This is a genomic window from Megasphaera lornae (assembly GCF_000214495.1).
Taxonomy (GTDB): domain Bacteria; phylum Bacillota; class Negativicutes; order Veillonellales; family Megasphaeraceae; genus Megasphaera; species Megasphaera lornae.
This window is the reverse complement of the sequence record NZ_AFIJ01000029.1, coordinates 1-15,005: the sequence shown is the minus strand read 5'-3', so window position 1 is coordinate 15,005 and position 15,005 is coordinate 1. Positions and strand designations below refer to the sequence as shown.

General features: G+C 47.9%; 18 protein-coding genes and 1 pseudogene. 17 read left to right on the top strand and 2 right to left on the bottom strand.

What is annotated here, in order from left to right; translation table 11 throughout:
• Positions 1-3: 3 nt before the first annotated feature.
• Positions 4-966, top strand: a complete 963-nt coding sequence (locus HMPREF1039_RS04015) for a lactate/malate family dehydrogenase (RefSeq protein ID WP_007391152.1) — start codon at positions 4-6, stop codon at positions 964-966.
• A gap of 83 nt (positions 967-1,049) precedes the next feature.
• Here HMPREF1039_RS04015 and HMPREF1039_RS04010 read toward each other — a convergent pair.
• A pseudogene (locus HMPREF1039_RS04010) lies at positions 1,050-1,816 on the bottom strand (exodeoxyribonuclease III).
• A gap of 211 nt (positions 1,817-2,027) precedes the next feature.
• On the opposite strand from HMPREF1039_RS04010, the gene HMPREF1039_RS04005 reads away from it, so the two are divergent.
• The 16 genes from HMPREF1039_RS04005 to HMPREF1039_RS03930 all read left to right on the top strand — a co-directional run bounded on the left by HMPREF1039_RS04005 (position 2,028) and on the right by HMPREF1039_RS03930 (position 14,287).
• A complete protein-coding gene (locus HMPREF1039_RS04005; RefSeq protein ID WP_007391159.1) occupies positions 2,028-2,300 on the top strand; it encodes an ACT domain-containing protein in 273 nt (90 codons plus the stop codon).
• Positions 2,301-2,312: 12 nt separating this feature from the next.
• Positions 2,313-3,671: a PFL family protein gene (locus HMPREF1039_RS04000; RefSeq protein ID WP_007391164.1), complete on the top strand. Its 1,359-nt coding sequence runs from the start codon at positions 2,313-2,315 to the stop codon at positions 3,669-3,671.
• 36 nt (positions 3,672-3,707) lie between these two features.
• Positions 3,708-4,751 (top strand): glycosyltransferase family 4 protein, encoded by a 1,044-nt coding sequence (locus tag HMPREF1039_RS03995; protein ID WP_007391209.1) that lies wholly within the window; start codon positions 3,708-3,710, stop codon positions 4,749-4,751.
• 37 nt (positions 4,752-4,788) lie between these two features.
• Entirely contained in the window at positions 4,789-5,943 is a 1,155-nt protein-coding gene (gene wecB, locus HMPREF1039_RS03990) for a non-hydrolyzing UDP-N-acetylglucosamine 2-epimerase (RefSeq protein WP_007391197.1), read from the top strand.
• A 399-nt stretch (positions 5,944-6,342) separates the two neighbouring features.
• Positions 6,343-6,627: an AtpZ/AtpI family protein gene (locus tag HMPREF1039_RS03985; protein WP_009381461.1), complete on the top strand. Its 285-nt coding sequence runs from the start codon at positions 6,343-6,345 to the stop codon at positions 6,625-6,627.
• Positions 6,628-6,636: 9 nt separating this feature from the next.
• Positions 6,637-7,023 (top strand): ATP synthase subunit I, encoded by a 387-nt coding sequence (locus tag HMPREF1039_RS03980; protein WP_007391123.1) that lies wholly within the window; start codon positions 6,637-6,639, stop codon positions 7,021-7,023.
• A gap of 3 nt (positions 7,024-7,026) precedes the next feature.
• A complete protein-coding gene (gene atpB, locus HMPREF1039_RS03975) occupies positions 7,027-7,698 on the top strand; it encodes a F0F1 ATP synthase subunit A (RefSeq protein ID WP_007391143.1) in 672 nt (223 codons plus the stop codon).
• Between the two features lie 50 nt (positions 7,699-7,748).
• Entirely contained in the window at positions 7,749-8,006 is a 258-nt protein-coding gene (gene atpE, locus HMPREF1039_RS03970) for a F0F1 ATP synthase subunit C (protein ID WP_007391181.1), read from the top strand.
• 48 nt (positions 8,007-8,054) lie between these two features.
• Complete coding sequence (gene atpF, locus HMPREF1039_RS03965; RefSeq protein WP_007391176.1) at positions 8,055-8,549, top strand: F0F1 ATP synthase subunit B; 495 nt, start codon at positions 8,055-8,057, stop codon at positions 8,547-8,549.
• Between the two features lie 2 nt (positions 8,550-8,551).
• Positions 8,552-9,118, top strand: coding sequence for a F0F1 ATP synthase subunit delta (locus tag HMPREF1039_RS03960; protein WP_007391153.1), 567 nt, complete (start codon positions 8,552-8,554; stop codon positions 9,116-9,118).
• Positions 9,118-10,653: a F0F1 ATP synthase subunit alpha gene (gene atpA, locus HMPREF1039_RS03955; protein ID WP_007391133.1), complete on the top strand. Its 1,536-nt coding sequence runs from the start codon at positions 9,118-9,120 to the stop codon at positions 10,651-10,653. The genes HMPREF1039_RS03960 and atpA overlap by 1 nt, the downstream gene beginning before the upstream one ends.
• Positions 10,654-10,656: 3 nt before the next feature.
• A complete protein-coding gene (gene atpG / locus HMPREF1039_RS03950; RefSeq protein WP_007391146.1) occupies positions 10,657-11,517 on the top strand; it encodes an ATP synthase F1 subunit gamma in 861 nt (286 codons plus the stop codon).
• A 39-nt stretch (positions 11,518-11,556) separates the two neighbouring features.
• A complete protein-coding gene (gene atpD / locus HMPREF1039_RS03945) occupies positions 11,557-12,975 on the top strand; it encodes a F0F1 ATP synthase subunit beta (protein WP_007391138.1) in 1,419 nt (472 codons plus the stop codon).
• 3 nt (positions 12,976-12,978) lie between these two features.
• Complete coding sequence (locus HMPREF1039_RS03940; protein ID WP_007391184.1) at positions 12,979-13,401, top strand: F0F1 ATP synthase subunit epsilon; 423 nt, start codon at positions 12,979-12,981, stop codon at positions 13,399-13,401.
• Between the two features lie 123 nt (positions 13,402-13,524).
• Positions 13,525-13,830, top strand: coding sequence for a hypothetical protein (locus HMPREF1039_RS03935; RefSeq protein WP_007391187.1), 306 nt, complete (start codon positions 13,525-13,527; stop codon positions 13,828-13,830).
• 181 nt (positions 13,831-14,011) lie between these two features.
• Positions 14,012-14,287 carry a hypothetical protein gene (locus HMPREF1039_RS03930; protein WP_007391162.1) on the top strand — a complete coding sequence of 92 codons (276 nt, stop codon included), beginning with the start codon at positions 14,012-14,014 and terminating at the stop codon, positions 14,285-14,287.
• Positions 14,288-14,372: 85 nt separating this feature from the next.
• Here HMPREF1039_RS03930 and ribA read toward each other — a convergent pair.
• The coding region (ribA, locus tag HMPREF1039_RS03925; protein ID WP_007391111.1) for a GTP cyclohydrolase II at positions 14,373-15,005 on the bottom strand (633 nt) is incomplete at its 5' end.

The window sequence follows — 15,005 nt, the reverse complement described above, 5'->3', positions numbered from 1 at the left end:
AGGATGAAAATTAAAAAGAGAATTGTCGGCGTTGTCGGTGTCGGCCATGTAGGGGCACATGTCGCATTTAATTTGGGCATGATGGGGATTGCCGATGAAGTCCGTATTTGTGATGTCAAGGAACAAAAGGTCATCAGTGAAGTACAGGATTTGAATGATGCGGTTTCGTACATGCCGAATCATGTCATATATGTGGCGTCGGACTATGCGGGCTTAAAAGATTGCGACGTGATCGTCAATGCGAGCGGCGATATTTCCCTTTTGACCAAGGGCAATACACGGGACTTGGAATTAGCCAACAGTGTGAAGCAGGTCGCCGATTTTGTGCCGAAAATTATGGCCGGCGGCTTTCAGGGGATTTTTGTGAATATTACCAATCCTTGCGACGTTATCAGCAATTTAATCGCCGAAACGTCGGGCTTGCCGCGGCAGCGGGTGGTCGGCACCGGGACGTTGTTGGATTCTTCCCGGTTGATTCATTCTATTTCCGCACAAACCGGTTTGGATGCCCGCGGGTTTACGGCCTTTATGTTGGGAGAACACGGTAATGCGCAATTTGTGGCCTGGTCCTGTGTTTCTTTTTACGGTAAACCGTTGGCTGATTTTTCCGGCGATGCGACCTTCCGATTTGATAAAGAAGATTTGCAGCGACGGGCGATTGACGGCGGCTGGGTAACGTTTCGCGGAAAACAATGTACCGAATACGGAATCGCTTCCGCCGGGGCCACCTTGGTGCGGACGATTTTACATGATGAAAAGCGGATTATTCCCGTATCGGCACCGCTGCGCGGGGAATACGGTCAGCAGGATATTTATTGCGGTGTTCCGGCGGTTATCGGTGCCGACGGAGTGGAACGGGTGATCGAATATAAGTTGCCGCCGGAAGAAGCGGCGGAATTTGCCCGGTGCTGTGATACGATTCGCGCCAATATTGCCAAGGGAAACGAAATTTTACATAAAAAATAAGCCGTTTGGCAGGCGACTATCAAAAAAAAGAGGCGACACATTCTTCGGAATGTGTCGCCTCTTTTCGGCGTTATGTACGACAACTACTGCTCGGAGGGGCAGTCCCAGGTCAGCCCTACGGGGCAATGATCACTGCCCATAATATCCGTATAAATAAACGCATTTTGCAGGCGATTCGTCAAATCTTGTGAGGTAATAAAATAATCAATGCGCCAACCGGCATTGTTTTTTCGCGCGTTGAACCGATAACTCCACCAGGAATAGACATCGGCCGTTTGCGGATAGAAATGACGCCATGTATCTGTAAACCCGGCGGCCAGTAAGGCGGTCATTTTTTCGCGTTCCGCATCGGAAAAGCCCGCGTTTTTTCGATTGCTTTTAGGATTTTTTAAATCAATTTCTTCGTGCGCCACGTTCAAGTCGCCGCAGAAAATAACGCTCTTTTTTCTTTTAAGGACACCAGATAGTTGCGGCAATCATCTTCCCAGGTGAGACGATAGGGAAGACGCGCCAGCTCGTTTTGGCTGTTCGGCGTATAGCAAGTAATCAGATAATACGTCGGGTACTCCAAGGTGATGAGACGCCCTTCGTGATCGTGCCGGTCGATTCCCAGTCCGTAGGTGACGGCCAGCGGGAGATGTTTGGTGAAAATGGCCGTGCCGCTGTAGCCTTTGCGATCGGCATAATTCCAATATTGATAATAGCCGGGGAGATTCATTTCGATTTGTCCTGCTTGGAGTTTCGTTTCCTGCAGACAAAAGAAATCGGCATCCAAGGCGGTAAATACATCCATAAAGCCTTTTTTCATGACGGCGCGCAAGCCGTTTACGTTCCACGAAATACAATTCATGTGCTTAATCCTTTCTTTTTTAACGGTACTATACTGCGTGCATACCCTGCGATGAGAGGGGACACTCCTATTGTATAAAAAGGGAAAAGGCTTGTCAAAATGAACGGGCGCACATATAAAAGAAGAAGTTTGCAGGGGCATATGGTATTTTTTATAAAATCTATGCTATAATGAGGGAAATGCGGTTACTTTATAAGCGGGGTGAATATCCATGGAAGCAGTGATTACGGTCGTGGGCGTGGATCGTACCGGCATTATCGCTACGGTGAGTCAAGTGATGGCGGAGCATAAAATTAATATTTTGACGATAAATCAAGTGATTTTAGACGGCTTGTTCAACATGGTCATGATTGCGGATTTGCAGGAGTCCTGTATTTCATTCGCCGAATTGCAGGATATATTGCGTCACAAAGGAGAAGGCTTGGGCGTACAAATTATGGTGCAGAACAGAGCGATATTTGACAGTATGCATCGAGTCGGATAAGGAGCGGAAGCGATGCTGAATATTCAGGAAGTACTGGAAACCAATCGCATGATTCGGAAAAATAATTTGGATGTGCGGACCATTACGATGGGCATCAGTTTGTTGGATTGTGCGGCAGTAGACGGCAAGACGCTATGTCGTAAAATATATGATAAAATTACTTCGTACGGCGAACATTTAGTGGAAACGGGAGAAGCCATTGCCGATGAATACGGCGTACCTATTATTCATAAGCGGGTAGCGGTTACGCCCGTCTCGCTGATAGCCGGCGCGTGTGCACTGGAGAATTATGTCGACATAGCCCGCACGTTGGATCGGGCGGCCCGCACGATCGGGATTAATTTTATCGGCGGTTTTTCGGCCCTCGTGGAGCGGGGCATGACTCGCGGCGAAGAGCGGTTGCTGTCGTCATTGGCGGAAAGTTTGGCCACGACCGAATTGGTTTGCGCATCGGTAGGGGTCGGCTCGACGAAGGCCGGGATTAATATGGATGCCGTCGCGCGGATGGGACATATCATTAAAGACCTCAGTTTGCTGACGAAAGATCGGGATGCGTTGGGGTGCGCCAAATTGGTGGTGTTCTCCAATGCGGTGGAAGACAATCCTTTCATGGCCGGTGCTTTTCACGGTGTGACGCAGGGCGATTGCTGTATCAGTGTGGGCGTCAGCGGTCCGGGTGTGGTTAAACAGGCGCTGGCGGCAGTGAAAGGCGCGCCTTTCGATGTAGTGGCGGAAACGATTAAAAAAACGGCATTCAAAATTACGCGTGTAGGACAGCTGGTGGCGATGGAAGCATCGCGACGGTTGCAACAACCGTTCGGGATTATTGATTTGTCGTTGGCCCCTACGCCGGCGATCGGCGACAGTGTGGCGGATATTTTGGAAGAAATGGGCTTGGAAAGTTGCGGTGCCTGCGGTACTACGGCGGCGCTGGCGTTGCTCAACGATGCGGTGAAAAAAGGCGGACTCATGGCTTCTTCGCGCGTCGGCGGTCTTTCAGGCGCGTTTATTCCCGTCAGTGAGGATAAGGGTATGCTGGAAGCCGTGGGACGCGGCAGTTTGACGTTGGAAAAATTGGAAGCTATGACTTGCGTTTGTTCCGTCGGGCTGGATATGATTGCGCTGCCCGGAGACACGGCGGCGGAAACCATTGCCGGCATTATTGCCGATGAAGCGGCGATCGGTATGATTAACAATAAAACCACGGCCGTACGGGTGATTCCCGTTCCCGGCAAAAAAGTGGGGGACCGCGTGGAATTCGGCGGCCTTTTGGGACACTGTCCGATTATCCGGGTCAATCCGTTTACCTCCGCCGCGTTTATTGCCCGCGGCGGTCGTATTCCGGCACCATTGCGCAGCTTAACGAATTAGGCGGGCTGAACTATTTATGGAAAGTAGGCGTGTGTAGTGCTTATCAGATATATCGTTCCCTTTATTATCGCCTTGGTGGCGGCGTATCTTCTGACCCCGGCCGTGAAAACATTGGCGTTGCGTGTCGGTGCCGTTGATCGACCGAATGCGCGAAAAGTACATACGCATATTGTACCGCGATTGGGCGGGTTGGCGATTTATATCGGGTTTATGGCGGCAGTATTGATCTGTCTGCCTTTACGGCATGAATTGATCGGACTGTTGTTGGGATGTACGGCGATTGTCGCCTTAGGTATTTGGGATGATATTTGCAATATTCCGGCAAAAGTAAAATTAATCGGGCAAATCATAGCGGCCTGTATACCCATTGCTTTCGGCATTCAAATCGATTGGTTGACAAATCCGTTCGGTACGTTGTGGGTGCTTCCGGAAATTATTGCCGTGCCCGTAACCGTTTTTTGGATTACCGGGTTTACCAATACGGTCAACTTAATTGACGGCTTGGACGGCTTGGCGGCAGGGGTGTCGTTTATTGCTTCGATTTCTATGTTTCTCATGGCCTGCAGCATGGGCCAGGAAGTGCCGGCGCTGTTGATTGCGGCGATGGCCGGCGCGGCGTTGGGATTTTTACAATATAATTTTAATCCGGCCAAAATATTTATGGGCGATACGGGCAGCATGTTATTGGGGTATACGTTGTCGGTAGCCGCCGTATTCGGGTTGGTCAAAACGGCGGCCACGGTGGCGCTGGTTGTCCCCGTCATTGCGTTGGGATTGCCGATTTTAGATACGGTATTTGCCATTGTACGGCGCAGAATGAGCGGTGTTCCCGTATTTCAACCGGATAAAGGACATTTGCATCATCGGTTACTGGCCTTGGGTTTATCTCAGAAGCAGGCCGTATTAATCATGTACTGTGTGAGTGTCGCCTTGGGCATTGTCGCTCTGTTTGTGGCCAGTGTGGGCTATAAGACGGGAATTTTTACGGTTATTATGGTGTTGGCCGTAAGTATTTACTCGGCAAAACGGATCGGCATTTTACGTAAAACGACAACGACAAATACTACTCATACCAAGTAAGGGAGAGTAGTATTTGTTTTTTTGAGGAGGCTTTTTTATGATAAAGGTTATGACGATTTTCGGAACGCGACCGGAAGCGATTAAAATGGCCCCTGTCATAGGGGAATTGCGCCGTCATACAAACGACATCAGGACGGTAGTGGCGGTTACGGCACAGCATCGACAAATGTTGGATCAGGTGCTGTCGTTATTTCACATTGTGCCGGACTATGACCTGGATATTATGTCGCAAGGACAAACGCTGTATGATATTACGACGAAGGCTTTGTTGGGCTTGCAACCCGTATTGGCTGAAGAAAAGCCCGATCTCGTTTTGGTACACGGCGATACGACAACGACTTTTGCCGGCGCCCTGGCCGCTTATTATCAGCGGATTCCTGTAGGACATGTAGAAGCCGGCTTGCGTACGGGCAATATCTACTCCCCTTTTCCGGAAGAAATGAACCGTAAATTGACCGGCGGCGTGGCGTCTTTACATTTTGCTCCGACAGAAACGGCGAAAGCGAATTTACTTCGGGAACAGGTACAGGAAAATCATATTTTCGTTACAGGCAACACGGTCATTGACGCTTTAATGAAGACGGTTTCTCCGAATTATCGGTTTGCCGATCCGGTGTTACAAAAAATTGATTTTCGTACTAAAAAAGTCATTTTACTTACTACACATCGGCGGGAAAACCTGGGCGAGCCTATGCGACACATTTATAAAGCATTGCGGGCTGTTACGGAAGAAATCGGGGATGCGGAAATCGTGTTTCCCGTTCATCGCAATCCCCTGGTACGACGTGCGGTGGAAGAAGAATTGGCCGGCGCGGCGCGGGTTCATCTGATTGATCCGTTGGACTATGAACCGTTTGCCAATGTGATGAGTCGCAGCTATTTGATTGTTACGGACTCGGGCGGTATTCAGGAAGAGGCGCCTTCTTTAGGAAAACCGGTGCTGGTTTTGCGGGACACGACAGAACGTCCGGAAGCGGTGCAGGCCGGGACGGTACGTCTTATCGGTACGGATAAAGAACGGGTATATACCGAAACGAAGCGATTGTTGACGGATTCGGCAGCGTATGATACCATGCGTCGCGCCGTTAACCCCTATGGGGACGGTCACGCGGCGGCCCGGATTGCTGCCGCCGTGTTATTTGCGACAGGAAAAACGGCAAGTCGCCCGGATGAGTTTCACTTGTCCTTATAAGAAAATTGAATGATATTTTCAAAAACGACGGATTTTGTCGGGAAGACCGTGTTCGGTGTGGTATGAAAAAAGTTTGAAAACCAAGCCGTTTATAGGGCTTTTAAGAATAATGGTCAAAAAGTCATAAGAGAAAGAAGTAATTTGGATACACGCAAAAATATACGTATAAAATGGCGGAAGCTCTTTATATTAAGAAAAAATAAACGGATTTAGCAGAAAAAATGTATTTTTAAATTTTTTCTGAAAACCCAGAAAAAATATTGATAACTGAAACCGTTGATTTTACAATTTTTCTATGCTAAGATAGCACTAATGGCCGTGGAAATAAGGTAATTCACACAAGTTTTACCTATCCTTGCCATTGCTTTTGTGTGGCGTCACTAAGACTCAGAGGTCCTGATGAAACAAAACAAAAAACGAACTGCTGTATCTACTGATGACCGATCAAATCGCAGCGACTGGCTGCACGTTTTGGTCTTAGTAAGTTCTTTCGGGTTTACCCTGCTCGGATCTATTGGTGTCGGTATAGCTGTCGGCTATGTTGCGGATCGCTATTTACATATAGCACCGTGGGGACTAATCGGATTCGGACTCTTCGGTGCCTTTTCCGGATTTTATTCGTTGTATAAACAAGTGTTGGCCTATTTGGGCGAACCTTTGAAGCAGACGAAAGAAAAGACATGAGGGCGAAAAATGGAAGAATTGCTCAGATACATTAAACGCACGTTATTACAGCTTATCGGTTTGACCGTTGTCGGCGCGGCCGTGTTTTATGCGGTCGGCCTGCCTCACGTTGTATTGGGCTGGTGCATCGGAAGCGGCATCAACATTGTGTATTTCGCCATGTTGGGAAGTCGTTCCGCACGGGCCGTGAAATTACCGCCTGAATGTGTGGTACAATTCATTCGCGGCGGCTTTGCCTTGCGATTTATTGTCGTCTGTCTTGCGATGATTATCATTGTTCAGTTTCCCGTAATAAATTTTTGGGGAGCTGTAGGCGGCTGTTTTTCGTATCGGCTGGTCGTGTTTGCGGATGCCGCATGGACCCATATTCACGTACGGAAAAGAAAGGAGGTATAGCGTATGGAAATGCATGCAGGACATCATTTAGTTGTACAATTACTGGGCATGAATGTGAACTGGGATACACTGCTGATGACCTGGTTGGTAGCCGCTCTTGTCATTATCGTTACGGTCGGTGCGACACGAGGACGGGCATTGGTTCCTTCGGGAATGCAAAATGTCATGGAAATGATAATAGAGGCCTTGTTAAACCAATTTAAGCAAACGCTAGGACCTAAATATGGACAAGTCGTTTCTGTTTTATTGACGATGTTCTTTTTTATCCTTTTTGCAAATGAGCTGGGCATGATACCCAGTCATCATTTCGTATTAGCGTCACCGACGACCGATTTGAATACGACTGTGGCGTTGGCGATCATTTCGTCCTTTATGGTTCATTTTATGGCCGTAAAGAACCGTGGCCCCAAAAAGCATTTAAAACATTATTTGGAGCCCTTTATTCCTTTTATAGCGATGAACATACTGGAAGAATTTACAAAGCCTTTGACCTTGGCATTCCGTCTTTTCGGCAATATTTTGGCCGGAGAAATTATGCTGGAAGTCCTGTATTATTTAGCGCCTGTGGGGGTACCCATTGTGTGGATTGCGTTCAGCTTAATTATCGGATTGATTCAGGCTTTTGTGTTCACCATTTTAACAACGGCGTATTTGGCTCCGTCTTTCCGTGATTAAGAAGGAGTACACAAAAATATACGTTATGTAATTTTAGGAGGTTATGTATCATGGAAAAAGCGATTGTTTTGGCATTGTCGGCAATGGGTGCCGCTATTGGAATGGGCTTGGCCGCCTTAGGTGCCGCTATCGGCGACGGGAATGCCGCCGCTAAGATGTTGGAAGGTACGGCTCGTCAACCGGAAATGGCCGGTAAATTATTCGTCAACATGCTTATTTCTGTCGGCTTGATCGAAGCCCTGCCGATTATTGCTGTCGTTATTGGTATCATTTTGGTATTTGCCAATCCGTTCGCTTCGATGTTCTAAGAGCGAACAACAAAATGAAATGCCATTGCGGCCGGGGAGGGAATACTGTTGGTTGATATTAATGGAACATTAATACTCCAATTCGTCAACTTTATCGTCTTAGTATTAATTTTAGCCAAGTTTGCGTATAAACCGTTACTGAAAGTAATGGAAGAACGGCGGCAACGCATTGCCGCCGATTTGGATGAAGCGGCTAAAGCCAAGACGGAAGCGGCACAATTAAAAGCCGATTATGAAGCACAGTTGCGCGATGCGCGTGCCCGGGCTCAAGAAATTGTAGATAAGGCTGTGAAAGCGGCGGACCGAGAAGCGCAGGCACAATTGGATGCGGTTCGGGAACAGATTGCGCGAGAAAAAGAAATTGCCCAAGCGGAAATTACGAATGAACGGGAAGCGGCACTCAAACAGATGCGCCAGGAAGTAGTCACACTGTCTATGGCTGTGGCAGAAAAACTGCTTCATAAAAATATGAATGACGCGCAGAATGAAAAACTGGTGGCCGACTATCTCGATCAATTGCCGCATCATGCGAAGGGGAATTAAGGATGATACCGGAAGTTGTGTACGGTAAATACAGCCAAGCCTTGTTCGGTATTGCCGAAGAACAGCATAAGGTTGAAGAATTCGGAAAAGATTTGCGCCTGATTCGAGATACGATGCAGGAAAATGAAGCGTTACGAAAATTCATTTGTCATCCGCTCATTGGCGCACAAACGAAAAAAGATACGTTAAAACAAATTTTTGCCGCCCGCGTGACGGCGATGGTTATGCAATTTCTGTATGTTATGATTGACAGACGGCGGGAAGCCGTTATTATCAGTGCTATTGAAGGATTTATTACGCTGGTGCGGCAAGCACAACATATTGAAGTGGCTAAAATTCGTGTGGTAAAACCGTTGACGGCGGAAGAAGAACAGAAGCTGATCGCCGGACTGGAAAAGATAACGGGTAAGAAAATCGAACCCATGTATTATACAGATCCGTCCATTATCGGCGGAATTACGGTCCAAATCGGTGATCGGTTAATCGACGGCAGTGTGAAACGACAGTTGCAGGATTTGCAATACAAGTTGCTTCATACTGACGAAGTAAATGAGGTGACGGGCGAATAATGAACATGAAGCCAGAAGAAATTACGGCTATAATCAAGAAACAAATCGAAGATTATAATGTGGAAATGAATGTCGACGATGTCGGCACCGTCTTGGAAGTCGGGGACGGTATTGCCCATGTTTACGGTTTGGATAAGGTCATGTCCGGGGAATTGTTGGAACTGCCTCATGGTGTTAAGGGGCTGGCACTGAACCTGGAAGAAGATAATGTCGGGGCGGTATTGCTCGGCGATGATTCGGAAATTAAAGAAGGCGATACGGTAAAGCGGACCGGTAAGGTTATGAGTGTGCCCGTAGGCGAAGCCATGATGGGACGTGTCGTCAATCCTTTGGGAGCGCCCATTGACGGCAAGGGCCCCATTCAGACAAAGGAAACCCGGTTAGTGGAAGTAACGGCCTCGGGGATTGCCGATCGGCAACCGGTAAAGGTGCCGTTACAGACCGGCTTAAAATCTATTGACTCCATGGTACCAATCGGTCGCGGACAGCGTGAACTGATTATCGGCGACCGCGGTACCGGGAAAACGGCGATTGCGATTGATACGATTTTGAATCAAAAAGACAGCGGTGTCATCTGTGTCTATGTGGCGATCGGGCAAAAAGCTTCCACCGTTGCCCGGGTGGTACGTACGTTGGAAGAAAACGGCGCCATGGCCTACACGATTGTCGTTGCCGCAACGGCTTCGGACGGTGCGCCGTTGCAATATTTGGCACCGTATTCGGGTGTTTCCATTGCGGAATACTTTATGTATCAAGGGAAAGATGTGCTTTGCGTATATGATGATTTGTCCAAACATGCACAGGCATATCGGGCTATGAGTTTGTTATTGCGTCGTCCGCCGGGACGTGAAGCGTATCCGGGCGATGTATTTTACTTACATTCCCGGTTATTGGAACGGGCGGCAAAAATGTCCGATGACTTGGGCGGCGGTTCCATTACGGCGTTGCCGATTATTGAAACCCTGGCCGGCGACTTGTCGGCGTATGTACCGACCAACGTTATTTCCATTACGGACGGGCAGATTTTCTTGGAAACGGAAGCGTTTAACGCCGGGATTCGTCCGGCTATTAACGTCGGCTTATCCGTATCTCGGGTAGGCGGTTCGGCGCAGATTAAGGCGATGAAGAAAGTTGCCGGTACGTTGCGTCTGGATTTGGCACAATATCGTGAATTGGCGGCCTTTGCTCAATTCGGTTCCGATTTGGATAAGAGTACGAAGGCGCAGATCGACAAAGGCGAACGTACGATGCAGTTGCTGATTCAACCGCAATACAAACCGATGACGGTAGAAGATCAGGTAATGCAGATCTACTTGGCGGTCAATAATTATTTAATGCCTGTGCAAGTAAAGGAAGTTACGCAATTTGCGGACGGATTCATTTCCTTTATGCATGATAACTATCCGGAAGTGGGAGAAAGCATTAAAACCACGAAAGAACTCGGCAAAGATATGGAAGAAAAACTCCGTCGTGCGATTGATGAATATACCGAACAGTACGGCGCTTCTCATGAACTCGTTAAAGAGGAGGAATAAGATATGCCGAGTGCACGCGAAATAAACAGACGTATTAAATCCGTCACGAATACCCAGCAAATAACCAAAGCGATGAAGATGGTATCCTCCGTACGACTGCGCCGTGCACAGGATCGGGCGTTGGCAACAGCCCCCTATACAGAAAAAATAGAAGGTATGCTGCAGCGTGTGTGCGCCGCTTCGTCGGGCAGCAACAACCCGCTGTTGGCGGCCAAGAGTGATAGCCAAAAGGTTTGCTACATTGTGGTCGGCGCCGACAAAGGGTTGGCGGGCGCTTTTAATGCCAATATTAATAAGGCGATGGCCGCGGCTGTGAAAGACCTGCCGCGCACTTCGTTCGTGTTGTTTACGGTCGGAAGAAAACCGGCGGAATATTTGCAGCACTTACATTTGACGGCCGATCGGAAATGGAGCGGTTTTTCCGATAAACCGCAGTTTACGGACGCCCAGGCTATCGCACAGGAAGCTGCGCACGCATTTGTTACGGGCGAAGTGTCTGCCGTCAAAATTATTTATACTAATTTTAAATCGGCATTAGCACAGGAAGTTACGCAGGTCGATTTGTTACCTATTGCCAAACCGGCGGAAGAGCATACGCGTTCGCAGGAAGCGTATTTATTCGCACCGGAACCGGAAGCGGTGTTACATGCCCTGTTACCGCAGTATTTGGACATGGTCGTGTATAACAGCTTGCTGCAGTCGGCAGCCGGTGAATTGGGTGCCCGCATGACGGCAATGACGTCGGCGACGGATAATGCCGGTGAGCTGATTGAAAAACTGACCGTACACTACAATAAAGTTCGTCAGGCCGGTATTACGAATGAATTGACGGAAATTGTCAGTGGCGCCAATGCCCTGCAATAGGAATAACAGGAAGATAAAACCAGAGAGGAGAGCCTCTTTATGAGCAATAACATAGGGAAAGTAGTACAAGTTATCGGCCCGGTTATTGACGTGCGGTTTGCTTCGGAAGCAGATTTGCCCGCCATTTACAATGCCATTCACATTACCGGGGGAAACGGCGCTCAGGCGGTTGACTTGATAACGGAAGTTATGCAGCACTTGGGCGACGATGTAGTTCGTTGTGTAGCCATGAGTTCGACGGACGGCATTGTCCGCGGCATGGATGCGGAAGATACAGGCAGCCCGATTAAGGTTCCTGTCGGTAAAGGCGTATTAGGTCGTATATTTAACGTATTGGGGCAAGCCGTGGATAAGGTGGATGCCAAGGTGGAAGCCGAAGCGTATTGGCCCATTCATCGTCCGGCTCCGAAATTTGATGAACAGGCGACAGGTACGGAAATTTTGGAAACGGGGATTAAAGTTGTCGACTTGATTGCCCCGTATTCCAAAGGCGGTAAGATCGGCCTGTTCGGCGGTGCCGGTGTAGGTAAAACCGTATTGATTATGGAATTGATTCATAACGTCGCTACAGAACACGGCGGTTATTCCGTTTTCACCGGTGTCGGTGAACGGACACGGGAAGGCAACGACTTGTGGAATGAAATGAAAGAATCCGGCGTTATCAGTAAGACCGCATTAGTATACGGGCAGATGAACGAACCGCCCGGAGCACGTATGCGTGTAGGGCTTACGGGATTGACCATGGCGGAATATTTCCGTGATAAAGAACATCAGGATGTATTACTTTTTATAGATAATATATTCCGGTTTATTCAGGCCGGCTCGGAAGTTTCCGCCTTATTGGGACGGATTCCTTCGGCCGTAGGGTATCAGCCGACCTTGGGGACGGACGTAGGCGCTTTGCAGGAACGGATCACTTCTACCAAGAGCGGTTCTATTACCTCCGTACAGGCCGTATATGTACCGGCCGACGATTTAACCGACCCCGCGCCGGCGGCCACCTTTGCCCATTTGGATGCGACGACCGTATTGTCTCGACAAATTGCCGAACTCGGCATTTACCCGGCCGTTGATCCTTTGGATTCGACGTCTCGTATCTTGGATCCTCATGTAATAGGCGAAGAACATTATCAGACGGCTCGTGCCGTACAGGCCATTTTGCAGAAATACAATGATTTGCAAGATATCATTGCCATCCTCGGGATTGATGAATTATCGGAAGAAGATAAACTTACTGTAGCGCGGGCACGGAAGATTCAGCGTTTCTTGAGTCAGCCGTTTGCGGTTGCCGAACAGTTTACCGGACAGCCGGGGCGGTATGTACCGTTAAAAGATACGATTGCCGGCTTTAAAGAAATTCTTTCCGGCGCATGCGATGACATGCCCGAACAAGCCTTCTATATGGTCGGCAATATTCAGGAAGCACATGAAAAGGCCAAGACTCTGAAAGGAGAATAGGCAATGGCGGATACGAAAAAGAAACTTCATTTAGAAGTGATAACTCCGGATGCCGCCGTTTTAAACGAAGATGTCGATTTTATCATCGCCCGGGCATTGGACGGCGACTTGGGCATTTTGCCGGGGCATGCCGCAATTATTGCTTCCTTGGATATTAATCCGTTAGTGTATGAAATAAACGGAAAAAAGAATACCTTAGCTGTAGCGGCGGGATTTCTGGAAGTCAACGGGGAAACGGCGACGGTGATTACCTCGGCGGCGGAAAAAGCCGGTGATATTGATGTAGTGCGATCGGAACACGCAAGAGAACGTGCGGAAAAACGGTTGCACGGCAAACGGGACAACATTGATGTGGAACGGGCCGAACTGGCATTAAAGCGCGCTTTATGCCGATTACAAGTAGCCCATAACTATGGCGGCAAGTAAGGAATTGTCGGTCCGAAAAGAGAACTGTCAGTATGGCGGTTCTCTTTTTTTTTCGGCAAAATTGCAAAAACCACCAAAAAGGTATATAATTAAGGCGGTTTTTACAAAAAGGGGGACACGCATATGAAATCTATTCGGGACTATGATGTATTGATTACTATTTTGCGAAATGATAAAACCATTGAACAACAGATCAAAGAAACGGCGACGTCACCGAATTTAAAAATGTTGGTGGATACGTATGTCATACATGGCGAACAACCGCACGTGCGATTTTTGGAAATACACACCAATGCGGACGGGAAGGCGGATTTTGACACGCTGCGACATGTGCGGATCCAAAAAGAAGACGTGGACGAAATGAATCGGCTGTTGCGGGAAGCCGGCAAATTTAAGGAACAAGTGCGTTCGACGTTGCATCAAATTTAAGCGGTGCAGATAAAAAATCAGGATAGTTATATATACTATATTCCGTATATATAAAACTATATTATGACCGTATATTTTGCTGAAATACACACGTATATAGACGGTTTTTGCGTCTTGCAGTTTGGAAGAAAAAAGACTATACTAATAATGAACATTAAATTCATTGTTAGGAGGAGAGACGATGAAATCGATAAATGATTATGATGTGTTTATATCCATTCAGCATAAAGATCAGCCGATTAACGAACAGATTAAGATTACGGCTACGGCGCCGCATCGCAAAATTCTTGTCGATACGTTTCGGGTTAACGGGCAGGAAGATCGTTTTTTGGAACTCTGTTCCGGTGCCGACGGTAAACCTGATTTTTCTACGTTACGCCATGTGCGCTTAGATGAAGAAAGTATTAAAGAAGCGAATAAAGCGTTAATTGTCAGTGGCACGATTTATAAAAAATAACAGCCTCCCATGGTTTGGAGGCGATAGTGGCAACGAGATATTAAAAAAAGCGCTCCCTTCTATAGAAGGGAGCGCTTTTTGGCGATTAATGTAAATGCGGCAGAATGTGGCCCATTTTTTCCTTTTTTGTTTCTAAATAAAATTTATCGTATTTTTGGGCTTCCATTTCAATGGGGACACGCTGTGTAATTTCTACACCGAATCCGTCCAAGCCGTATATTTTTTCCGGATTGTTGGTTAATAAGCGCAGCTCTTTTACGCCCAAATCTTGTAAAATTTGCGCGCCGATCCAATATTCCCGCAAGTCGGGAGCAAAGCCGAGTTTTTCGTTGGCTTCTACCGTATCATAGCCTTCTTCCTGCAAGGCATAGGCTTTTAACTTGTTGATCAGACCGATCCCGCGACCTTCCTGTCGCATGTACAGCAGTACGCCGCGCCCTTCCTGGTTAATTTTTTGGAGGGCGGCGGCTAATTGTTGTCCGCAGTCACAGCGACAAGAGCCGAAGACATCACCGGTCAGGCATTCGGAATGAACACGGCACAGGATATCTTTGCCGTTGCTGATATCGCCTTTGACGAGGGCGACATGATGCTCCCCGGTTAAATCGTTGACATACCCGTAAATTTTAAAGTCGCCGAATTTGGTCGGCATGTTCGCTACGGCTTCTCTGGTTACGTGCTTATCATGACGACGGCAATAGTTTTGCAAATCATGGAT